The organism is Geobacillus sp. (assembly GCF_017515625.1).
GTDB classification, from domain to species: Bacteria; Bacillota; Bacilli; order Bacillales; family Anoxybacillaceae; genus Geobacillus; species Geobacillus stearothermophilus.
Genome location: NZ_JAFWFM010000055.1, coordinates 1 through 23,328 on the forward strand (window position 1 = coordinate 1; position 23,328 = coordinate 23,328).

Genomic DNA, 23,328 nt, shown 5'->3' on the forward strand with positions numbered 1-23,328 from the left:
GACCTCTTCGCTGCCAGCGAAGCGTTCTCCCCCTGAACTAACGCCCCATGATGGTGGAGTATACTGGGATCGAACCAGTGACCCCCACGCTGTCAACGTGGTGCTCTCCCGCTGAGCTAATACTCCATGTTGTTTGCCTAGCAGCGACCTACTCTTGCAGGGGCGCTGGCCCCAACTACCATCGGCGCTGGAGGGCTTAACTTCCGTGTTCGGGATGGGAACGGGTGTTTCCCCTCCGCTATCACCACTAGGCAATGGCGACGATTTCTATTATAAAGCAATCCAAAACTTTGTCAAGTTTTTTTGTATCTTTATATTTCAGTTCCTTCAGAATCGGAACGACAATGTAAAATTTACTATAAAAAAATGAAAGAGTCAACCCTCTTTTTCATTTTTTTCGATCTTCACTGTCCCTTTCTCTAAAGTTCTTGTCATCCCCTTCTTTATACGCGTATAATAAAGAAGAAGGAACGTACAATAAAGCAGGGAATTGGCGGCCACCAATGCCCTGTCCATACACAGCCGCTGCAAGAAGCGTAGTGGCCCAAGCCTCGGGCATCGTAACCTACCCTCGCCTCGGCCTAGCAGGGTGGGTTACTTTTTGTCTTTGGATACGGCGATCACCGCGACGATGAGTGACGCGAACGCAATCATGAGCGTCAGCGCGTCGGCAATCGACATCATCAGCACCACCCCCTTTCGTTCAGGGAGTGGCCACTGCCCACCCTGCATTTGGCTGTGCATGTTTCATTATACCATCAAATCAATCAAATGCGAATATACATTCGCATCCTCGTTGAAAATTAGGAATGTTTCCCTATCCATGGAGGAAACGCCTCTTTTCTCGCTGCTTCCACAGCAGCTCCTATAACCGCTGAAACTCCGGCGTTTTCATCAGACATTCGAAAAACTGTTGTTTCGCTTGTCGATATTCTTTTCAACACAAACCCGTTCTGCCCCTTCTCCGTATGAAATTCATTTGTATAAAATCCGCGTTTTTCCGAATAATGACCATAGACAAATCTCGCTGTTCCAAGGAGGAAAAAAGGTGGAACAAGCAAGGCAAACCCGCATTCATGGTCTGTTGTTGCTGATCGTTGCTGCTGTATTCGTTTGGTCGGCCATTCACCCAGCCAGCTACGCAATGGGATATGGTATGCACATTGATTGGGACACTGATTGCCCTATGGCTGCTCTCGAGGTGGCACGACCGGCAGCTTGCGCGGTTGAATGAGCGCTAAATCAAGAAAACAGCGGTTCCCCCTTTCAAAAGGGAGCCGCTGTTTTTATTTCACCTTGTACAAGTAAATCGTCCACGCCGACTCATCGGACGTGAATACACGGTCCAACACGAGTCCATTTTCCGCCGCGTTATCGATCGGAACCGCCGAGAAAATATAGCGGCCGCCCATTTTTTTCAACTGTTCTGTATTCAGCTGCAAGTTCTTCAGCCGCTTTTTCGAATGTTTTGTGAACATGTACCGTTTCCCAAGTTCCGCTGTAAAAATATAGCATCGCCCGCCCCATTCGTCAAAATATGTGCGGATCGTTTTGCTTTTTTCCAGTTCACGTTCAATGATTTTGCGGAACTCGTATTTATATGACAGCGGATAAAAGTTGTTGTACGTATCGAGCGTATAAAACCCGTTGTATTGCGCGATGGCGGGGTGAATGCCGATGCTGACGACGCGGTAATCGGCTACGGGAAGCCCGATGTATTCTTTGATTTCTTGGAACTGTTTTTCCGCGTAAAATTGCTTCACCGTCGGCTCGTAGCGGAAGACGATTTCTTCGTTAATCAAAAACACGAAGATCACTTGAGCCGCTAGCAGCCGCTTCGCCCACCTTCTCCCGTTTTCGCTATATTGCCACATGATTTTCAACGCCAGCGCAAACTGCACATAAATGATCATCGGGCGCAAAAAATGAAAGCGGGCAAAGTTAAACGTGTCTAAAAAATGGAACCGCTCCGTAAGCGGCAGCCACCCTTTATAAAACCAAAAGGCATACCACGCCGACAGGACGAAATTCAGTCCGAATAGGAAAAGGAATAGCCGTTCTTGCTTCCACCGTTTTTTCACGAAAACGAGATGCAACGCCACCAACCAGCTTGGCAAAATAAAAAACGTATGCTCGGTCATGACATGATGGTGCCCGAGGAGAAAGTTTTTCCACGTCAAGCGGACGCAATGCCAAAACGTCAGGCGGGCATGGAAGTACTCATCCCGGCTTGTCGGCTCGTCTTCCCATAAAAACGAGTAGACAAGCCGGTACTCGACAAGCAAATACAACAGCGTCATGTAAGCGATGGAAGTCAAAAAGCGGATGTTCCACCCCTTACCGCGCAGCACATCAGCGAGCCAGAGAACACCCATGGCGGCAAGAAAGAAAAAGAACCCGAGCACAAAATTGGAATAAAACGGGAGAAGCGTAAGCGCGGCGTAATGCTTCCACTTCCCCTCGCCTTTTCGGATGCTCAAAAACGCCCAAAGCGCAAGCGGCATGCCCATCGTGCTTAACATCCCCGACGGCCAAAACAGTGTCAGCGCAAATGCGAGCGCCACGCCGATGCGGACGGCCATCCAGCGTGGATCAGTTAAAAAATGCGTCTTTAACAGCAAATACATACCCAAAAACGCCACAACCCTTGTGATCGTTTGGCTGAGCGCATACGCAGTCATCGTCGGAAATAACGCGTGCAGCCAGACGATGCCGGTCAGCTCCGAGCCGAAGGCGTTTCTTGACAACTGGCCGTTAGCAATTTGCGGAATGTTCGCGTCAAGCGGCCCGGTGATTTTTCCACTTTCGGAGAGCACCTTATACCAAGCGATATTGGAATCCAAATTATCGTGGACGCGAATATGGGCGTTTTCGCCAAGGAGAAAGAGCGGGGACACGTAAAGGGCGATGACGCCAAGCTCCAAAAGGAAAAACCATCGTTCTCGTTGTTCGACCATCGGCATAACGCTCCTATTTCCAAGTTTCTATTGGATACGATGTGCAATGAGAAGAAAATTATTCCTATCGACGAAGGGGGTAGTGATTTTATGAAGGTGGCTGCATCCTTCTTAGTCTCTCTCTTTATTCGCATTTTTCACTCTTTCTCTACGTACACCTACTTAAAATATCTAGACAATGTGATGAAGAACTTTTCTATTACAGTAGAAATATACAAAAAACAGCGGCCCTCTCTTACAAAGCCGCTGTTGACGATCTTCTTTTCTTCTTCTTCGCCCTTGATTTTTCCTTTAATCCGATCCTATGATGATCCTCCTCATTCATCCGGCTGAAAATCGCCGCGAGGATCGATCCAGATATGTTGTGCCACACGCTGAAAATGGCGCTTGGAACAGCCGCCAAGGGTGAGAAATTGGCTGTGGCGATCGCCACGCCCAATCCGGAGTTTTGCATTCCGACTTCCATTTTCCTGCAAAAGAACTGATTTTCTCTATGATCGCCATAAACGGAAACCTCCTTAACAAATGTGCCCGCCAACCGCTTGGATATCTTCTTCACGTTCGACCGCTACGTCAATGGCAAGACGCAGCCCTTCCACGATCGTTTCTAATGCCATGCTGGGCTGCCCGGGATGCCGGGCGGCTTGTTCCGGCAAATACGGAATATGGATAAATCCGCCGCGAATGGGCTTCTTCGATTGGGTGATGTAATGCATCAATCCATAAAACACATGGTTGCAGACGAACGATCCCGCTGTATAAGAGACAGAGGCTGGTATGCCGTGACGCCTCAACGCCTCGACAATCGCTTTGACCGGCAAGGTTGACCAATAGCCGACAGGCCCGCTTGGAACAACAGGTTCGTCAATCGGCTGCTGGCCTTCGTTGTCGGGAATGCGGGCATCATTGATGTTCACCGCCACTCTTTCAACAGAAATATCCGCTCTCCCTCCTGCCTGTCCGACGCAAATTACCACATCGGGGTCCACTTGCATGATTGCGTCATGCAAGATGACTAATGATTTGCCAAATACGGTTGGAAGCTCCCGAACTTCAACGATATACCGATCCGTTTTCCATCCGGCTGCTTGCTTGACCGCCTCCAGCGACGGATTCACCGTTTCTCCTCCAAACGGATCAAATCCGGTCACGAGCACTTTTTTCATCGCATCTCCATCCCTTTTTGATGATGAAATTTATAAATTATGAGTGTAATCACATACATTGCAGCGATGTTGAACGCCAACAGAATCAACGCTGTCGGCACTTGCACGCAAATCCGCCGCTCCTTCTGCCATAGGAGCGACGAGCGGACGAACCATTTGAGCATGGCCGCCGATGGAAGTAAGCCCAGCCGCGGCTGCCGCTTCCCGGTTAAATAGACCATCAAGATTCTCCCTGTTGTCGCCGCCTTGATTTTCGCCACGACACTCTCCGCCTGTTCCCGCAGCCCAAAGCGTTCCAAAAGGCCGATGACGGGTAATGTAGCAATAAACACCGCCATATACCGGTTGGTCGTAAACGCCGTTCCAATCTGTTCATTAATGTCATACAGCGATTGATGAGCGAGCAGTCCTGTCGCCAATCCAGCCGCTGTCACGACAAGAAGCGGATTAATGCGAACAATGAAGCCGATGATGACGATCAACACGCCAATGAGCACCATATTTCTCTTCTCCTCTCCAAACATCGTATTGACATTGTGGTTCATTCATCTCGCTTCCTTAATTTCTTCACTAGCTTTTTCTTCCCCCTTTCTTTCGGTTGTTCCGTATTTCAGAACAATTATTCCAATTTCATCATTTTTATTATATAATTAAGAAAAATCGAAAATCAATCAATATTTGGGGGAATTTGTCCTCTCTCAACAATGCCGCCGCAGCAACTGAACCGAGCCCCTTTTTATTGCATCCCCTTTCCCTATTTTGTATCATGAATGATTAAGAGAAATTTAGCAGAAAAAGGAGTGCCTCCCCATGACCAAACAACTTCCTCCCGGCCAATTCGAAACGGAAAAATGGCCGATTTTGCATGAAGGCGATGTGTACGAATTCGATGAAGCGGCGTGGAATTTCCGATTGTTCGGCAATGTGAAAGAGGAAGTGACGCTGTCGTATCAGGAAGTGATGCGGCTGCCGAAGACGATTTCGACCGTGGATATGCACTGCGTGACGACGTGGTCGAAATTTGATACGACGTTTGAAGGCATCGCTTTCCGCGAGTTTTTGCGCTTCGTCGATCTCGATCCCGACGTGAAATATGTGAAAATTTACGGCTACTTAAACGGCGACCGGTTCGGCTATTCGGCAAACTTGCCGCTTGACGCGCTGATGGGCGACGATGCCTTGTTTGTTTATCGATGGAAAGACAAGCATCACGACTGGCAGGACATCTCGCCGAAGCACGGCTATCCGCTCCGGTTCATCCCGCCGGCGACATTTTATTTATGGAAAGGGGCGAAATGGGCGTCCGGCATCCGCTTTATGAAAGAAGATGAGCCGGGCTATTGGGAGGAGCGCGGCTATTCGATGACCGCCAATCCGTTTAAAGAAGAACGGTTTGCCGAGTGGGTGCCGCGGATTCGCTTTTGACAAACGCAAAAAAGCGAGGGAAAAACCCTCGCTTTTTGTTTCTCAAGCGGCTTGGCGAGATGCCGCCTGTTTGTCAAGCCAAGCACGAAGACGCCAAAAGAGAAGCTGAAATATGATGGCCGCCATCGCTCCTTTGACGGCGTTAAACGGCAAAATCGCCGATACCACCAACGCCTTCGCTTCCGGTGCGCTCATCTGCGGAGCGCCGAGGAAAAGCGTATACGCCGGCAAAAAGACGTAGTAGTTGAGCACGCTCATGACGAGCGCCATCGTCAATGTTCCCGCCGCCAGCCCCAGCAGCAAGCCTTTTTTCGATGCGGCTTTCCGATAAATATAGGAAACCGGCAAAAGGAACGCCACCCCGGCAGTGAAGTTGGCAATCTGGCCGACCGGAACGCCGGTCGCGCTGCCGACGAACACGTAGTTCAGCACGTTTTTCAATAGTTCGACCGCCACACCGGCGAGCGGGCCGTACAACAAGGCGGCGATGAGCGCCGGGATGTCGCTGAAGTCAACAAGCAAAAAGTTCGGAAACGGCGGCAGCGGAAAGTTGAGCATCATCAGCACATGCGCCATGGCGCCCAACACTCCGATGCTGACAAAGGCGCGGATGGAAATACGTTTCATCCTATTTCGCGCAGGAGACTCCCACTTCAACGACCAAAGGGAGTAAGTGGGAGAGGAATGCGCGTTCCCCCCTTTCTTTTGTGTATGATATAATAAAGGCGTGGAGAAAACCGTTCAATAAAGGCACTCCAATCACGGCTACTCGATGTATGGAGTTGGTTACAGGAAACGTTGTAACCGTAAAACATCGAGCGTAGGTCCGTCTGTTGTGTGTGGAAGCCAAGTACTGCCAACAGACACACCGAGAGAATCAGTAACGATGCAGGCATGACCTGCGTCGTTGGGTAGTTGTCAACCTGCCCCCTGATGCAACCCCAAGTCAAGGAAGGAGGACGAAGTCCGCTTGTACTTCTGGGGAGTTGCAAGCCCCCACTTCAAGCGTTCGCGAAGTGGGGGTAGTTGACATTGGCTGCTTTGTCGATCACTTGGTGGAATCCTTCTCCCCGTTCACGTGCGGCCGAGGAGCCCGGAATCCCCTCCAATTCCACAATGTTTCCGCCGTTTTTCAAGTGGTCGACGATAAATTGCGCCGCCATTTTTCCCCCAGCCACATTGTCAGAAGCGATATGGGTGACCACTTTCCCGCCGTCCGCGCTGCGGTCGACGGTAATGACCGGGATGTTGGCGCTGTTGGCGGATTCAATCGCAGACGTGACAGCGCTCGAGTCCGTCGGGTTGACCAACAGCACATCGACTTTTTGCCTCATTGACTTCGTTCCTGTTCGGCCAAAAATGATTCCACCTCCTCTCGTCTCGGCATCCCAGCTTGCGCCCCGAGTTTTGTCACGGACAGAGCCGCAGCCGCATTGGCAAATCGGCACGCTTCATGAAGCGCCTTCCCTTCCGCGAGCGCCACGGCAAGCGCCCCGTTAAACGTATCGCCCGCGCCCGTCGTATCCACGACGGGAACGTGGAAACTTGGAATGAGCCGTTCTTGTCCATCTTGCCAAATGCGCACCCCTTTGGCCCCTTCGGTGACAATGAGCTGATCGACAAACGATTCTTCATCCATCTTGTCAAACAAAATGCCCCGTTCATGTTCATTCGGCGTCAAGAAACTCGCCTGCTCGAGCACCACGAGCGGCAGCGGCTGGGCTGGAGCTGGGTTCACGATGACGCGCACGCCGTGGCGATGCGCGATCGAAACGGCCCACTCCACAACAGGAAGCGGGATTTCCAGCTGCAGTAAGCACACATCGCTTTCGGCGATCACGGATTCATATGGATCCAGATCCTCCGGCGTCAGCGCATGATTCGCCCCAGGGACGACAATAATGCGGTTGTCCCGCTCAGAAATCGTAATCGCAGCAATGCCGGTACGTTGATGTGTAACCGATTTCACACAATCGACGGAAACGTCTTCATTTTGCAACGAACGGATGAGCTCTTGACCAAACGCATCATCCCCACCGCGCCAATCATCCGCACATCGGCGCCGAGGCGAGCGGCGGCCACCGCCTGGTTCGCCCCTTTGCCGCCGGGAGTGGTGAGAAACTGTTCGCCTAAAATCGTCTCTCCTTGGTTTGGAAACCGCGCCGCCACAGTGACTAAGTCCATGTTGAGGCTGCCGATCACCGTAATCGATGGCCGAGCCATCTTTCTTCCCCCTCCTTGTACGAAACAAAAGCGATAGACTCCCGCGCCTCGACGTTTTCCCGAAGCCATATTGTGATTTGCCCGGATCACGGTTATAAATTAATAAGATAAAAGCATAGGATAAAAAACAGGACATTGACAACTGCCAATGCCCTGACCAACACGCACAGCGACCGCAAAAAGTGCAACGATCTAGAAATAAGCAGAATCGCCCCACCCCCACCTACACCTAGTAGAGGACTTTTCTTTTGATACCGCACAACGACTGTCGCGACCAACGGCGCAAACGAAATGATCAGCGACAACCACAGCAGCCATCATCCATTAGCCCCTTTTTATCAAGGGAGTTGCCGCTGCTGCCGTGCATGAAACCGTGCATCTGTATTAACCAGCATGTCTTAGAACACCTAAGGCGTTCGATCATTGCCTAACGCCCCTCTGCAAGCTTCTCACTTTTCCCTCCACCGTTCGCTTGCTTCATCCGCCCGTTTCGCCACCGCCATCATGCTCATGATGACGAGCATCACAAACGAACCCACAAACATTCCCGCGATAAACGCGACCATGGCCCTCTCTCCCTTTTCTCGCAAACTCGTTATTGGCCATTCTTTCCGTTTACATCTAAATCTATACGATGGGAGAGCTTTGTTCTATTATACGCCGCGTTTGACCGCCCGATGCTTGGTCCTTGCCCAACAGCGGCAAGCCCATACAATCAAAAGCGCCAGGAGCGCCCCACATGAATCAATCGCCACATCTTTTGGCGTCGCCGTCCGCCCCGGTTCAAACGATTGGTGCCACTCGTCGGTTGCCGCATACACCGTCGCAAACAGCCAAGCGCCCGCATACGCAAACCGTTTTGGCGCAAGCGCCCGCCACACAAGCGCGGCCAAAATGCCAAACTCGGTCAAATGCGCCGCTTTGCGAATCAAAAAATTCAAAAATGACGACCCCTCTTCATCCCCTCCGCCGAACGGCAAGTACGACAAAATCATCTGCAGCACATGCGCCGTATTCGCCCCAGTGAACGAGGAAGACTCGCTGAAGCTGTAAATGACGAGGCACCAGAGAATGACGGGAAGCCAGCGGGAAAGGAAAGCTCTCATCGTTTCACCTGCCAACAACCTTTTTCCCAACAAAACAAGGTACCTACACAACAAACGAAAGTAGACACCTTGTTCGCTGAACCCTTTATCATCATAACAGGAAGGGTGATCTTTTTCCATTTTCTTTTTTGAAAGCTGCTTTACCATTGCTTGAAAATCGTTCGCTCACAGGCTGGAAAGAAGATTTCTTTTCCGTTCCCCTCTTTTCTTTCGATCATTCCCCTTTTAAGGGAGATTCTCTCTCTAGTTTATGTTTTCATGAACAAGGGTATGGGTATAGTAGTAAAAGGAAAATGTGTACATTTTTTTCGGTCAGCATTATAATTTTTAGAAAGGAGAATCAATGAGGTGATCAATATGCCCTCCGCTTTGGAAACGAAAATGAGGGTGACACTGTCTTGCACGGAACAGGCCAACAAACCAGATAAGGATCTTCCATTTGCCGAATTACGGAAAAAAATAGCCAAACCTTCTCCCTTTGGCAAAAAATTAGTGGACATCTACAAACAAGGACGGTAGCCGATTATGTCGTTTGTGATGACATATGAAGATGCCATAGATGAACATTTTGGACAAGCGTCTATATACATCGATGCTTGCCAACATTCAAGATTTAGCCTTAGCTCAAATGCGACTCCTTCAGCTTGAAGCCTATGATGCCTTGCATTATGCCATTGCAACATACCACCATTATGGCTACTTCGCTACGCTTGATGGCGATTTTGTCCATACTCTTTACAACCAAGACCCCGACCCAGCGTCGATTACAAAAATTATAAAAATCGCCTAGCCTTGACGTTCTTGATCGAGTCGGGGTTGAAAAAGTAAGGGAGGCAGAGAACTCTATGCCCTCCTTCATTTCTTCTCCACTCACGCGAGCTGCACCAAGTTCAACCATGTGAATTGGTGACAAAGAAAGAGCATGCAATACATATCGATCCGCCTTTATGATGTACAAAAAAGCGGAAGCATCCTACTCTGCTTCCGCCAACAGTTTCAACGTCGCCGCGACAAACATTTGCACGCCAATCTCAAGCGCGTCTTCGTCGATCGTAAAGCGCGGATGGTGATGCGGGTAAACGATGCCTTTTTCTACATTGCCCGCGCCGACGTAGAAAAAGCTGCCCGGCGCTTTTTGCAAGAACGCCGAAAAATCTTCGCCGCCCATGTTCGGTTTCAAGCGAGCCACTGCCTCTTCACCGAACAGCTTGCGCGCCGTTTCTTCGATGACGCGGGTCACTTCATCGTAGTTAATGACCGGGCGGTAGCCGTAGTCAAATTGAAACTCATACGAGGCGCCGTGCGCTTCGGTGATTCCTTTGACAATGCGCTCCATCCATTGCGGCACCGTCTGGCGCAGCTCGGCGTCGAACGTGCGCACTGTCCCTTGGATTTCGACCTCCCCTGGCAGGACATTATGCGCCGTACCCGCCACAAATTGCGTCACGGACAGAACAAGCGGCTCGAGCGGGTCGACATAGCGCGAGACGATGTGCTGCAAGTTCGTCACGACTTGCGCCCCGATGGCGATCGCATCGATCGTTTGGTGCGGCATCGCTCCATGGCCGCCTTTGCCGATGATGCGGATGAAAAAGCGGTCGGGTGCGGCCATCATCGGTCCATACACAATGCCGATTTTTCCACGCTCAAGCGGCGACCAAAGGTGAGTGCCGATGACGACGTCCACCCCGTCCATGACACCCGCTTGCACCATCTCCTCCGCCCCACCCGGGGACAGTTCTTCCGCGTGTTGGAACAAAAAGCGAATCTCACCATGAATGTGATCGCGAAGCTGGGCAAAAATTTTCGCCGTCCCCAACAGCATCGCCGTATGGCCGTCATGCCCGCACGCATGCATGACGCCTGGGGTTTTGGAGGCAAATTCAAACGTGTTTTCCTCTTGAATCGGCAGCGCGTCCATATCGGCGCGAATGGCGACGACCCGGCCTGGCTGTTGGCCAATAAGGCGCGCCATGACGCTCGTTTTCGTCGGACGGGTAATCTCGAGACCGCCGAACGATTGCAGCGTCTCGTAGACAAACTGCGCCGTTTTCTCTTCCTGGAACGACAATTCGGGATGGGCGTGCAAGTGGCGGCGCCAGGCGATGACGTCCGTTTTCACTTCATCGACGAGCCGTTTGATTTCTTCCTTTGTCATCACGTTTCCCCCTCTTTTCCGCTTTCCTAATATTATAAACGGAAATTTTTGAATTTTCATTTCTCTATATTCATGAAGAAAGGCAGCCCGCTGCACGTTTAGTGAGTGAGCTGCTGTCCCAAACGTCATTCGTGATGCTCCACCGTTTCCTTTATCGCGCTTTGCCATCCGACCACCCCCGGCCGCCCAATCGACTCGTAGATTAAGCCGGCGGCTTCGGCCGCCTTCGGGTCGTAGCAATTCCGCCCATCCACCACAAGCGGTGTTTTCATCAGCGTCTTGTAACGGTGAAGGTCAAATTGCAGCACAGCCGGCCATTCGGTGAAAATGAAACAAACATCCGCGCCGCGAATGGCTTCCTCGATCGTCTCGCAACAAACAACCGCATCGCCAAAACGGCGGACGACATGTTCGAGAGCGGCTGGGTCCCAGACGCGCACGACTGCTCCTTCGGCAATGAGCCGCTCGATGTTCGCCAAGGCAGGAGACTCGCGCACATCATCGGTGCCCGGCTTGAATGCGGCGCCAAGCACGGCGACCGTCCGGTTGCGGAAATCCCCAATGTGCAGACGCGCTTTGTCAAGAAGTTTCCATTTTTGTTTCTCATTGACGTCGATCGCCGCCCATACCGTTTTGAGCGAATAGCCGTGGGAAGCCGCCAAGGAATAGAGGGCATTTGCATCTTTCGGCAGGCAAGAGCCGCCATACCCGACGCCGGCGCGCAAAAAGCGGCGGCCGATGCGCGGATCCATGCCGATTCCTTCCGCCACCGCCTGAATATCAGCGCCTACCAACTCGCATACATTGGCGATCTCGTTGATGTACGAAATTTTCAACGCCAAAAACACATTGGCCGCATACTTGATCATCTCAGCGCTTCTCCGGTCCGTCACGACGTACGGGAGGGCAAACGAGGCGTACAGCTCCTTCATCACCCGTTCAGCCCGGTCCGAATCCACTCCCAATACAATGCGCGGCGCCTGCAGTGTATCGCGCACCGCCGTTCCTTGCGACAAAAACTCCGGATTGGATACGACGTCGAATTTCACCTCCGGCCGTCCGTTTTCCGCCAAAAAACGGGCGGCTTCATCGCCAGTGCCGACGGGCACGGTCGACTTGATAACGACAAGGCAATCGCGTTCGGCCGCCCTGGCGATGCGTCGCAATGCGCCCCATACATCATCAAGCCGCACAGACCCGTCCGGCTGCGGCGGCGTGCCGACGGCGATCATGATCACTTCCGCCCGTTGATACGCTTCCACATCGTTGGTCGTAAAGCGAAGGCGAACGCCGTTTCGCTGAATAAGCGAGTCAAGCCCCGGCTCATAAATCGGGACGATCCCTTCATTTAATAGGCGAATTTTCTCTTCGTTCACATCGACGCATGTCACATCATGCCCTTTATCGGCCGGACAAGCCGCGGTCACAAGTCCAACATATCCCGTTCCCGCAATCGCTATCTTCACGATTCCTCACACCTTTTCATCCATTGCGGCGATCGTCGCTTGTCCTCATTATATCGAATCGCCTGCCGGTTTTCACGGGTTCCGCCCCGTTGCTCGAACAAAAAACTATTTTCCACACAAAAAAGAGAATGCCCCAAAAGCAACGAGGCATCCTCCCTTCTTCCATATATACATCAGACGGATTTTATATTCATATTATTCCCCCGACCGGGCGTACATGACCTTTTGAGTCAGCCCTTTACGCCGCATGTTTCCGTTTCGTTGCGGACGGCCGATCGATCATCAAGCCAAGCGCAGCGCCGATCAGCGCAGGGACAACCCAGCCGAGCCCGACTGAAAACAGCGGCGCCCATGAGAGGAGCGGTTCTAACCATGCCGTCTCCAGCCCGATCGTTTTCAAACCGTCATACAGGCTGAACATGCCGGTAAAGAGCAACGCCATCCCGTACACTTTCGCCGAACCATGGTAAAAGCGGCGGAAAAACGACAGGGCGACGAGCACGATCGCCAATGGATACAGCATCGTCAACACTGGAACGGAAACAGCGATCAACGCATTTAAGCCGAGGTTTGACATCAAAAAGCTAAATAAGGTTAATACAATGACATACGTTCGGTACGAAACAGTCGGGGTGAGCTCTTGAAAGTATTGCGCACAAGCAGCGACTAGACCAACCGCCGTTGTTAAGCAGGCAAGCGCCACGATCACGCCCAACAGCAACTTCCCTCCGCTGCCAAACAGCAGCGATGACACGTATGACAATAGCTCGGCTCCGTTGGCAAATGAGCCGACACCAGCCATTCTAGCACCAATGGTGGCAATACCGCCATAAACGAGCGCGAGTCCCAATCCAGCGATCAATCCGGCTTGCACCGTGGCTTTTGCCTGCAACGCCGGCCGGTCCACCCCGCGGTCACGGAGCGCATGAATGACGACGATGCCAAAGGCAAGGGCCGCGATCGTATCCATCGTTAAATACCCTTCCAGCATCCCTTTCACAAACGGCGCCGAGGCATACTTCTCAGCCGGCATCGCCTGTGGGTCGTCAAGCCGGATTAAACCGGTAAGGCAAAGCACAGCAATGGAAAGCAGCAACATCGGCGTCAACAGCTGGCCGATTCGATCCACAAGCTTCGAGGGGTTTAAGCTGAGCCAGTACACAAGGGCGAAAAAGAGACCCGTAAACAGCCACATCACCAAAGATCCGCTCTCAGGGAAAAACGGCTTCGCTCCAATTTCATAGGCGACGCTAGCCGCGCGCGGAATGCCGAAAAACGGGCCGATCGCCAAATACACAGCGAGTGAAAAACAAAGGCTGAACAGCGGATGAACAGCGTTGCCGAGCGAACGGATGCCGTCTTTGGTGAACGCCACCGCCGCGACCGACAACAGCGGCAGCCCAACACCGGTGACGATAAATCCAAGAACCGCCGGCCATACGGCCGTTCCCGCTTCCATCCCTAAATACGGAGGAAAAATCAAGTTGCCCGCGCCGAAAAAGAGGGAAAAGAGCATCAATCCAGTAAACAGCACATCTCTCGTTTTCATTTTATCCCCCATTTCTATTATTTCGAAAAAGAATTTAATATTCTGGTATATAATAAAACAATAGTGTTAATTAGGATAACAGTCGATTATTATTATCCTAATCCTTTATAAATATTAAACTTTTTTAACTATTGCGTCAACCAACTTCCACCCTTTCGCCCTTGCAGCCCTCAGGCAAACGCCTTGAAAAGCTAATGGCCCTCTATGGTCAGCCAGCGGTGATCCAAACAAGGCGAGGCGACAAAAAGCGCCCCGAAAATCCGGGGCGCTTTTTGTCATGCCGCAGTAGATCCGTTATCCACTTTTTAGAAAAGGGGCGTACTATTGAAAATAATGGCGCATGGCGTTCACGATGGCCGTCGTCACCGCTTCTTGATAACCGTTTGTCGCCACAACCGCAGCGTCCGACCGATTGCTTAAATAGCCGAGCTCAAGCAACACGGACGGCTTCTCGTTTTCTCGCAACACGTAATAGTCGCCAAAGGCGATGCCGCGAAACGGCAATGCGGAAAGTTGCCTGAACAGCCCTTGGAACGATTGCGCCAATTCGTAATCCGCAAACCGATCGTAATAGTAAATGGTGATGCCGGACGCATCTGGATCAGCGGCGCTGTCGTAATGCAAGCTAATAAACGCGTCCGCCTGATACAGGCGGGCGGCGGCAACACGCGCCGACAGCGGCACATACTCATCGCTGGAGCGCGTCAGCACGACGCGAGCGCCGTAAGATTGCAGCTTGTTTTTTAGAAGCCTCGCCGTTCCCAACGTCAACTCCTTTTCCTTAACGCCAGCGACACTTTTCGCACCGCCGTCTTTGCCTCCGTGGCCAGGGTCAAGGACGATCGTTTTTCCGGCCAGCGCCTGAACAGGACCGCTCGTCCAGCTGTCTGCATAAAGGCGCGAGTCGCTAGGCGCGATGATGGAAGGCAGCGAGCGGCCAGCCGACTGGGGCACTTCCGCTTCCTTTTCATTGGCTTGTCCACCCTTTACCTGCACATACGCGGACGAAACCCAGCCACCAAGCCCTGTTGAGGAGGCAATTTTGTACCATCCCGGCTTCTTTTCCACAATGTCAACTTCTTCGCCACGAACAAGACGGCCGATCCGCGGGGCGTGAAGCGACGGTTCAGCTCGCACGTTGAGTGAATCGGCGGCCACCGTTCCAGTCTGTTGTGAAATCGAGCGGGCCTCGGCTGGCGCCAAATACGATGCAGCGGCCCAACCGATGGCGTCTTCCGTCACGACCTGTTTCCAGCCGCCTTCTTCCCCAATCACCAACACCGTTTCCCCTTGCGCCAAATGTCCGATAATTCGCCCGTCTCGGCTCGGCTCTTGGCGAAGGCGGAGCCGGTCTTCTTGCACGACGGCTGTCTCTTTTGCCAACGCGACGTACCGCGCCGCGAGCCACCCGGTCCGATTTTTCTCCCATTCAATTTTCAACCAACCGTCTTTCACATCCACCAACCGGTACACGTCACCGCGGTGGACGCTTGCCACCGGGTGGTACGGCACCCCCGGCCCTTGGCGGACATTCACGCGATCCGCCGTCACCACCGCCAGACGCTTCGTTTCTTCCGTTTCTTTTTCTCCTTTCACTCCCGACGGCCAAAGGACCGCCAGCAACCAAAGCAAACAAAACGATGCGGCGAGCCATCCCCCCCGCCTCATGCGCGCTCCCTCCTAGTTCCCTCTCATTCTACTATATGGTTCGCGCACAATAGGCCATTTCCTGTCTGTCGGCCAGGAAAACCGCTCGACAGAACAGGCGCCGCCAACGTCCATGAACCGACAATGAATGCCCTGTTTCCGCACAATGTCCTCCAGCGCGACAGCCGCCAACAAACAAGACGCGAATGCTGCCGAGAACGCAACAATGGCGCAAATCCCGTCTGCACAAGCGCCCTTCGATGCCTCAAATTGGCGCAATCGCACGGCTGCCCCATTTCCTCACAAGCGCCCATCATAGAAAAAGAGGATGCCTCGTGTCGAGACATCCCCTTCCCCTTTACACCTTGGCGGATGGCCGGTCAAACCGAACAAACGCCTCCATGTAAGGAGCGGCCTGCGGCGGGTAGACACGTTGGACGGCCGCCAATGCGCCGTTGTTGGTGAACGCGGCTTCCAAGCACATGCCGGGCTCGACGTACGATTTCACCGATAGCGGCAAGCGCCAGTGGAACTGTTCGCCCGTCTCCAACCAGCGGATCACGGCCTTTTCCCGTCCGACGCTCACCACCTGAAACATCCCGGTTCGATACTCCTCTTTCCTTTCTACCATTTCTTTACAAATAATGTCAGCCATCCCCATTGGCAAATCAGGGCGATGATACAATCGAAGAAGGCGGACCGCTTTTAACAACGACTCCTGCAATTCCGTCACGAGTTGGCGCACGACCCGGGCATGGCTTGTCCGATAGCGGCCGTCCAGCCATTTCGTGAACGCCTGAACGCCGCTTAATACTTGTTTCGCTCGATTGATGCTTATGTCAGGAGAAAACATGACGTAGTGAAATGCCAAACATTGCTGCCAATGGCGTGCTTCTAGCGCATCCCACGATGACAGCGGCGTCGTCTGCAAGTAATGGCCGACCGCCGTCACACTGAGGCGGTATTTCGCTTTCGTCGCCTCTGATTTTCCTTCCGTTTTTTCTTGGTAAAAACGGACGAGGTCGGCGCCGAAAAAGCGCATTTTCCATTCCGCCGGCATGGCAAAATATCCGCCCTCATCGAGCCGTTGCAATACTTGAACAGACGTTGTCCGCTTGATCTTAGGCGTCACAAATGGCGAGAGCGGCAAACCGTAGCGGGAACGGATGCTGTTCGTATCGACCATCACCGGACTGCCTTCTTGGCGGAGAAGTTCGAACGCATGGTACTCATATGCGCGCAGCCATTGCTCCACTGTTTCCTGCTCGCCGCTCATGGCCAATTCGTGAACGGACCGTCCCCCCCATTCTTCATGCGGCACATGCAGCGTCTGCTCTAGCATCACCGCACTGTTGGCCACGAGCGCCATATATGACGGCTCACTCGGCGGCAACTGGACGTCGTATGACAGCAACTTCACTCCTTTAGGGACAAGGTGTGTCTTCGCTGACCGCGATACAACCGTCGCCGGCAGCCCCATTGCCTCAAGCGTCTTCGTCAGCACCCTCTCGGCGTCCGCATCAAAGGTGAAGAGCGTCATCGTCCGCCCCTGCCCCTCTACAAAGCCGGCTAGTTCGTTCAGATAAATCGGGCTGGAGGCAAGATCATCGTGATATTCATACATCACACCGCGCAACGAACCTTTGACGGCTTCATCAGTTTCCTCATCAACAATCACGATTCCATTTCGTTCCAGCTGACGGAGAGCGTTGCGCGCATCGGACATGTCGTAGATGACCGTCCATTGTTCAACTGCTTCCGTCCCGCGCTCCGATAATGAAGAAGCGCCGAGACATGCGCCGACAATATCAAGAAAATGGGAAAATGCCAGCTTTTCGTACGGCATGTTCGTCTCTTGGAGAAGAGTGCGTATTTTTTCTTCGGCCTCCCCTACCTCATTCGGTCCGACGATGGCAACAGCGCCTTGAATATAATAACCGTCGTCAAACGGCTCGAGAAACGCAAACATACCGCCCCAAGGCACTACATCCGGCATCGTCTCGCTAAATGGCAGAAACAACGTTTCCCCCGTCAATCGGTCGACCGCTGTCCCCCCGTCTTCACCGCGGTCCACAAACTGAACGAGACGCGGAACAAGCCGAACCCACCGGTCAAGCATGTTTCGCAGCTCCAACGATAAACGACGCCCTTTCTCGCGCCGAAACCATTCAACGCCGCGCATCCCGTTTGGGAAACGGTGAACGAACAAGTACCAAAGCGTTTCAAGCGGCTCAAGCATCTCACTGTGTTTCATTTCCCGAACGGCCTGACGGAACGCGTGCTTTATCGCCCGTTGTTCGGCGTAGGAGAGCGCCTCCTCTAAGAAACGGTGCACTTGTTGCGACAGCTCATACTTCTGTTCAAAAAACCGATGTTGCCGCGCCCTTTTCGCCTCTTCCTCCATCGCTTTGTTCATGCAGCATTTTTTATACTTTTTCCCGCTCCCGCACGGACACGGGTCGTTTCGGCCGACCGACATACGGCTCCCTCCTTGAATCAATTTCGTTTTCTAATTTCTATCACCATTATTATTATTTTGATTCTTTCAGAAACAGGTTAAACTATAAGTATACAAAAACAATCCTAAAAAAGGAGACGATATTCATGGAAGAGAAAAGACTCATCGACTTGATCGACGAATTGATGACGAAGCTTAATTCAACGAAAACTTCCCATCCGCACGGTCGATGGACGGAAACACCAAAAAGCAAAAGCACGACATCAAAGAAACCGCGTCGCTCCAAAACCGCCTATCAGTTAAAAATATCCTTAAACGGCATCCGCCCGCCGATTTGGCGGCGCGTCCTTGTTCCCGGACATGCGACATTTCACGATCTTCATCTCATCATCCAAGAAGCAATGGGTTGGGAACAAGCCCATTTATACGAATTCGATTTCGGAAGCGTTCTCATCGGCATCCCTGACGGCTGGGATTCGTTTCAGCTGGAAAAAGAACTGATGGACGCCCGCCGCATCCCATTACAGCAATGGCTGACGGAAGAAAAACAAAAGTTTCTATATATTTACGATTTTGGCGACTACTGGCGCCATACCGTCACTGTTGAAAAGATTGAAACACTCCCCAAACCGCTGGAACGCGCCGCTTGCCTGAAAGGAAAACGGGCGTGCCCTCCCGAGGATTGCGGCGGCGTCTATGGCTACCTGGAGCTGCTGGAAGCGGCGGTGCAAAAAGACTCTCTTGCCGATCCCGAATTGCGCGAGCTGGTAGACTGGATGTACGACATGAAAGGCGAAGATTTTGATCCTGATGCCTTTGACGTCGAGGAAGCGAACGAGCGGCTGGCCTATATCCGATTGTAACGCATGCGAAAGAAGGTATCCGTCATCTCTCAAGGGCACCTTCTTTCGCATCCATCTGTCCTTTGTTGCCTGCTTTGTCCATCGCCTTACAAAAATCCCCGTTCAGCAAACGTCTCCCAGACGAGCTCCTCGAGCTCCTTGCGCAACTCAGCTGCATCGACTCCTTCAAGCAACCCGTCCTTTTTCCATGTTCGGATCGCTTTGTCGATCAAGCGATGGACTTGATCAACGTCCCAGCCCTCGCAATCAAACAACTCCTCAACTTGGTCAAGCCATTCCTCAATCGCACGGTCCAGCTCATCGCCATCCTCCATCCCACCGTCGTCGAACCAGATCTCATCACCGTCATCCTCATCGTCAAAGAGCCACTCATCATCATTCTCGCCCTCATCATCTCCATCATCGAGCAACTCTGTGCGAAATAAAAACAATTCCATCACAGCGGCTTCCACTTCCTCTACAGGAACGCCGTAGTGTTCCGCAACCTTTTCCATATTGACAAATTCTCTTCCAGCCATTTCACTCGCCAAATAACGAAGTGCAGCCGCATACACAGCAGGATTCTTGATGACCGGTTCATCCATTACGCAATATGCGCGCCAAAGGAACGCAGCCTCGCTGAGCACTATGGAGGAGGTTGTTTCTTCCTTTTTCTTTAATTCGCGAAAAACATCATCTTGATCTCGATCCCCCCAGTCCTTTTCGCTCAGCAGCTGCCACAACAGCTCATGGACCGCTATTTCAAGCAATTCCGGAAACGACTCGCGCAAAAACACTTCACACGTTTTCGTATCCGGATTCCATTCCGCTTGAAGCGCCCGCGCAAGCCGATCCTTCCCGCTCTTTAGAATCGGCAGCACCTTCATGAAGTACGTCCACTCGTCCCCATGCGGAACGAGGCATCCTACTAGCACGTCCCCCTCCCTAGCAGACGGAAGCTCCTCCGGCGTCAAAAAACGGACGTACTTTTCTTTTCTGGTCAACAGATCGCGTACAAGGAAACGCCGCTCATCCTCGATATGAATGATCTCGTCAAACGACGGAACCGCCTCGTCCCATCGCTTCAAATGAGTTTGCACTGCTGGACGCCACCGCGTGCGGCGCCGGCTTCTCATATAGGCTGAAAAAATTGTCATCCCTTTGTCATCAACGTGTCTGTGAAAAATCGCCCAGTTCGTCAGCAATAAATTGGCGCTGGTCTCCAGCTCGTTAGGAAGCCCTTGAAATGGAGAACCAGACATCATGAAAGCAAGCTCTTCCTCATATCGCTCTAACGCAAACGAAAACACATCTTGCATACATTTGGCCACTTCACGGTCAATTAGAGATTCTATCGATACTGCTTCTTTCTTCCCACAACAATGCTTGTACGTTTTCCCACTGCCGCATGGACAAAGATTGTTTCGCGATGCCTTCACCATATAGCTACCTACTTTCTTTGTATCATAGTCATTGAACGTTCTCCCCCTCTACGCTAACGCTCGGGCCAGCTAAACACTTTGGGGAGACATTCACGATCAACGTGTGATGGAACTGCTTTCAGCAACACATATCGCAAGCACTTTGGGACTTCCGCCGCTCATGTCGAGAACATCGATTCGCATTCCATTTTTTATCAAAAGGTGCCCTTGGCTTTTTCAAAACATGCCATATTTCCTTCTCCAAGGAGAAATCAGCCAATCCATGATTTTCATGCCGGTTGACACTCCGCACTCCTAAAGGTGTAGGATTCTTGGATCATTCGCGTCCTCATCCGTTTCTCGGTAAAACGAGAAAAACCCTGCTTCTCAAGCACACGTTATGGTGATGGCCCAAAATCCTAAGAATAGAATATGAATGACTCTTACCATTGGGCTTGCCTGCATAATGGAGAATCATAGAGGCCGAGCCGAGAGAAACAAGCGCCCCGTCATTCATCGGGACGCCTACGGCCGGCGAAGCAAACGGGACAACGAGGCAAGCAGGCGTTCTTGAAACACAGCCCGTTCTTTCTCCACCTTGTCTGGCCACTCTTGCAGCGCCTGAAGCCACGGCTCTACGTACGGTGAGAAAGACGGCGGATATACGCGGGCAAGATCGTCCAGCTTGCCGTTGCGATCGGTCGCGGCGACGATATACATGCCCGGCAACAGATGCGGCTCTGCCCGCTTCGGAATGTCCCATGTCACCGTTCGGTTATGGGCAAGCCAATCCAGCACCGCCTTCCCCTGTTCCACACGCTTGACGCGGAAAAACGAGAAACCGACGGAAAGGGGAATAGGCAAACCAAACAAACGAGCAAGCTGCCAAGCCATCAGTTCCTCATCCGCCTTTCCGTTCTCGCCCCTCCATTCATCCAGCAAAGCAAAGCAATGTTCCAATTCGCTTCTGACCTCTTCCAGCACGGCACAAACAACAGTTCGATGATTCGTTCCATAACGGCGGTCCAGCCAATCGGCCCACTCAAGCAACATATCGAGCGCTCGGCTCACCACTTCCCATGAAAACGAACTCCATCTTGACGGGATTTGCTCGACGATGCATTGTTTCCATTCTTCTTCTCCTACGTCCTCCCACGATGAAAACGTCCGCCCGGTCATATATTCACACACGAGCAAAATCACGGCCCAACACGCCTCTTTGGCCTCTTTTTCTCCGCTCACGATGACTTCGTTATAAAACGCCAATGCGTCATCGGTAAAATACATCCCTTCCCATTCCGCGCGAATCAACAATGTCTCGGTTCTTTCCGGCCCCATCCATTTCATTTTCCATAAGTCCGAAAGACGATGTGATGAGCTAAACGGAGATGGGGGCAATCCATAACGGGAGCGAATGGGATTCACTCCGATGAGCACCGGCAAATTGGCTCGTTCTTGCATGTTAAACAAATGGAATTCATACTCTTTCAGCCACACATCCACTTCCTGCACACGCCCCTCGCGCGCCATTTCGTGAGGGGTTTTTCCATTCCATTTCTCAAGCGGGGTGTGAAGGGCTTTTTCCATTTGAACATCCAATCCGGCCATCGTTGCCACCCAAGGGGGAGAGTCTGGGTCTGAATCAATATGAAGCGAAACGTTTTCGATCCATTTTCGGCGCAAAACGGCTTCTGTCCCCCGTTTTCGTTCTTTTGGGGAATACCCAAACGCCTGCAGCAGCGACACGAGCTGTTCGGCCGTCCCTTCCTCCTCGGTAGACAACACGAGACGCGACCGATGAGCGGATAATGACCCGCCTAATTCAAACACATGAATCGGCTTGGGGGAAATCACTCCGACATAATGGTACACATTGGTGCACCATGAACCTTCCACTTTCTCCCCATCGTCATGATCAATGTGAGCGCGTCCGATCGAAGCAAGCTTCCTCATCGCCTCAGCGGCTTCCTGACATTCGTATTCATACGTCCATCGCGTGCGCTCCTCTTGCATATCGTCCGCCCTCGGAGGATAGCCTGCATCAACGATATCGAGAAAATGTTCAACGGCTACCTTTTCATACGGCCAATCGGTTTGCGTCAACAAGACGCGAATGTTCTCTTCCGCCCGTTCCACGCCCTTCGGATCCACAATCGATGATACACCGCAAACGTAATAGCCGCCGTCAAAGGGCTCCAAAAAGGCAAACATGCCGCCCCAAGGGCGCACAACCTCCAATGTCTCGCAATACGGCATGAGAAGTTTCTCGCCCGTCAACCGGTCGACCGCCACTCCTCCTTCATCATCCAAATCGACAAATTGCACAAGGCGCGGCACAAGTCGAACCCAGCGGTCCAACATTTCCTTGAGCTCCGGAGACAGACGACGCCCTTTTTCCTGTTGAAACCATTCAACGCCGCGCAATCCATTCGGATAACGATGGAGGAAAAAACGCCAAAGCGTCTCAAACACCTTCAACTCTTCACGATGATCCTTTTGTTCGATCATTCGGCGAAATGTACGGTTGACCGCTTCGCGTTCATCATAAGACAGCGATTCATCCAAAAACCGCTGCACCATTTGCGACAGCTCATATTTTTGGTCAAAAAAGCGGCGCTGCCGCACCCGCTTGATTTCACGCTCCTGCTGTTTGTTCATGCAGCACTTCTTATACTTTTTCCCGCTTCCGCACGGGCACGGGTCATTTCGGCCGATTGCCATGCAAAATCCTCCCTTCTAATCATTCCTTTCCAAAACGGCGACCAAGATAATGAACCTCCCCCACTTATCGAAGTGGGGGTTTCCTGTTTCCCCTTCGGAGGTGGATGCATGATAGGCTGGTTGGCAGCCTATCTGCAGGCAACACCTGGCACCCGTCCCGTTGGGAGCCACAGGCAACATGAGTATCCA

The 23,328-nt window shown here is 52.2% G+C and carries 17 protein-coding genes, 1 tRNA gene, 1 rRNA gene and 4 pseudogenes; 4 read left to right on the forward strand and 19 right to left on the reverse strand.

What is annotated here, in order from left to right; translation table 11 throughout:
- Positions 1–51 precede the first annotated feature (51 nt).
- From IKE44_RS03345 to IKE44_RS03355, 3 genes are all read right to left on the reverse strand, one after another.
- Positions 52–126: transfer RNA gene (locus IKE44_RS03345), tRNA-Val, on the reverse strand.
- A 9-nt stretch (positions 127–135) separates the two neighbouring features.
- A 5S ribosomal RNA gene (rrf, locus tag IKE44_RS03350) occupies positions 136–252 on the reverse strand.
- Positions 253–594: 342 nt separating this feature from the next.
- Positions 595–684, reverse strand: a complete 90-nt coding sequence (locus IKE44_RS03355) for a putative holin-like toxin (RefSeq protein WP_021322622.1) — start codon at positions 682–684, stop codon at positions 595–597.
- A 364-nt stretch (positions 685–1,048) separates the two neighbouring features.
- Here IKE44_RS03355 and IKE44_RS03360 point away from each other — a divergent pair, with 364 nt between their 5' ends.
- A complete protein-coding gene (locus IKE44_RS03360) occupies positions 1,049–1,234 on the forward strand; it encodes a hypothetical protein (protein ID WP_033014099.1) in 186 nt (61 codons plus the stop codon).
- A gap of 52 nt (positions 1,235–1,286) precedes the next feature.
- Here the strand turns inward: IKE44_RS03360 and IKE44_RS03365 are convergent, their stop codons facing one another.
- From IKE44_RS03365 to IKE44_RS13715, 4 genes and pseudogenes are all read right to left on the reverse strand, one after another.
- Positions 1,287–2,957, reverse strand: coding sequence for a DUF6044 family protein (locus tag IKE44_RS03365; protein ID WP_049626071.1), 1,671 nt, complete (start codon positions 2,955–2,957; stop codon positions 1,287–1,289).
- Positions 2,958–3,192: 235 nt separating this feature from the next.
- Positions 3,193–3,423: pseudogene (locus tag IKE44_RS03370) on the reverse strand (hypothetical protein); the annotation flags it as partial.
- A 52-nt stretch (positions 3,424–3,475) separates the two neighbouring features.
- Positions 3,476–4,123, reverse strand: coding sequence for a pyroglutamyl-peptidase I (gene pcp / locus IKE44_RS03375; RefSeq protein ID WP_033014097.1), 648 nt, complete (start codon positions 4,121–4,123; stop codon positions 3,476–3,478).
- A gap of 72 nt (positions 4,124–4,195) precedes the next feature.
- Positions 4,196–4,623, reverse strand: a pseudogene (locus IKE44_RS13715) (5-oxoproline transporter, DUF969 family subunit); the annotation flags it as partial.
- 310 nt (positions 4,624–4,933) lie between these two features.
- Here IKE44_RS13715 and IKE44_RS03390 point away from each other — a divergent pair.
- On the forward strand, positions 4,934–5,548 hold the full coding sequence (locus IKE44_RS03390; RefSeq protein ID WP_033014096.1) for a sulfite oxidase-like oxidoreductase: 615 nt from the start codon (positions 4,934–4,936) through the stop codon (positions 5,546–5,548).
- A 42-nt stretch (positions 5,549–5,590) separates the two neighbouring features.
- On the opposite strand, the gene IKE44_RS03395 is transcribed toward IKE44_RS03390, so the two are convergent.
- The 5 genes and pseudogenes from IKE44_RS03395 to IKE44_RS03415 form a co-directional block, all read right to left on the reverse strand.
- Positions 5,591–6,175, reverse strand: coding sequence for an ECF transporter S component (locus tag IKE44_RS03395; protein ID WP_287465006.1), 585 nt, complete (start codon positions 6,173–6,175; stop codon positions 5,591–5,593).
- A gap of 401 nt (positions 6,176–6,576) precedes the next feature.
- Positions 6,577–6,882 (reverse strand): annotated as a pseudogene (locus IKE44_RS03400) (substrate-binding domain-containing protein); the annotation flags it as partial.
- Positions 6,879–7,771: pseudogene (gene rbsK, locus IKE44_RS03405) on the reverse strand (ribokinase). The pseudogenes rbsK and IKE44_RS03400, both read right to left, overlap by 4 nt.
- 449 nt (positions 7,772–8,220) lie before the next feature.
- The gene (locus IKE44_RS03410; RefSeq protein ID WP_011232702.1) at positions 8,221–8,337 is read right to left on the reverse strand and encodes a DUF3789 domain-containing protein; all 117 of its coding nucleotides are present in this window, start codon (positions 8,335–8,337) and stop codon (positions 8,221–8,223) included.
- 87 nt (positions 8,338–8,424) lie between these two features.
- Positions 8,425–8,877 (reverse strand): VanZ family protein, encoded by a 453-nt coding sequence (locus IKE44_RS03415; protein ID WP_049625161.1) that lies wholly within the window; start codon positions 8,875–8,877, stop codon positions 8,425–8,427.
- Between the two features lie 559 nt (positions 8,878–9,436).
- Here IKE44_RS03415 and IKE44_RS03420 point away from each other — a divergent pair.
- A complete protein-coding gene (locus tag IKE44_RS03420) occupies positions 9,437–9,667 on the forward strand; it encodes a hypothetical protein (protein WP_055358995.1) in 231 nt (76 codons plus the stop codon).
- Positions 9,668–9,850: 183 nt separating this feature from the next.
- Here IKE44_RS03420 and IKE44_RS03425 read toward each other — a convergent pair whose 3' ends face one another.
- From IKE44_RS03425 to IKE44_RS03445, 5 genes are all read right to left on the reverse strand, one after another.
- Complete coding sequence (locus tag IKE44_RS03425; protein ID WP_287465013.1) at positions 9,851–11,035, reverse strand: M20 family metallopeptidase; 1,185 nt, start codon at positions 11,033–11,035, stop codon at positions 9,851–9,853.
- A gap of 125 nt (positions 11,036–11,160) precedes the next feature.
- A complete protein-coding gene (locus IKE44_RS03430; protein WP_287465008.1) occupies positions 11,161–12,501 on the reverse strand; it encodes a UDP-glucose dehydrogenase family protein in 1,341 nt (446 codons plus the stop codon).
- 238 nt (positions 12,502–12,739) lie between these two features.
- Positions 12,740–14,050 carry a branched-chain amino acid transport system II carrier protein gene (brnQ, locus tag IKE44_RS03435; RefSeq protein ID WP_049624258.1) on the reverse strand — a complete coding sequence of 437 codons (1,311 nt, stop codon included), beginning with the start codon at positions 14,048–14,050 and terminating at the stop codon, positions 12,740–12,742.
- 321 nt (positions 14,051–14,371) lie between these two features.
- Positions 14,372–15,718: an N-acetylmuramoyl-L-alanine amidase family protein gene (locus IKE44_RS03440; RefSeq protein ID WP_033013728.1), complete on the reverse strand. Its 1,347-nt coding sequence runs from the start codon at positions 15,716–15,718 to the stop codon at positions 14,372–14,374.
- A 337-nt stretch (positions 15,719–16,055) separates the two neighbouring features.
- Complete coding sequence (locus tag IKE44_RS03445) at positions 16,056–18,176, reverse strand: YecA family protein (RefSeq protein ID WP_287465010.1); 2,121 nt, start codon at positions 18,174–18,176, stop codon at positions 16,056–16,058.
- A 125-nt stretch (positions 18,177–18,301) separates the two neighbouring features.
- Here IKE44_RS03445 and IKE44_RS03450 point away from each other — a divergent pair, with 125 nt between their 5' ends.
- On the forward strand, positions 18,302–19,018 hold the full coding sequence (locus tag IKE44_RS03450) for a plasmid pRiA4b ORF-3 family protein (RefSeq protein ID WP_287465012.1): 717 nt from the start codon (positions 18,302–18,304) through the stop codon (positions 19,016–19,018).
- An 86-nt stretch (positions 19,019–19,104) separates the two neighbouring features.
- On the opposite strand, the gene IKE44_RS03455 is transcribed toward IKE44_RS03450, so the two are convergent.
- Entirely contained in the window at positions 19,105–20,439 is a 1,335-nt protein-coding gene (locus tag IKE44_RS03455) for an SEC-C domain-containing protein (protein WP_049626462.1), read from the reverse strand.
- 504 nt (positions 20,440–20,943) lie between these two features.
- A complete protein-coding gene (locus IKE44_RS03460) occupies positions 20,944–23,139 on the reverse strand; it encodes a YecA family protein (protein ID WP_049626463.1) in 2,196 nt (731 codons plus the stop codon).
- Positions 23,140–23,328: the final 189 nt, after the last annotated feature.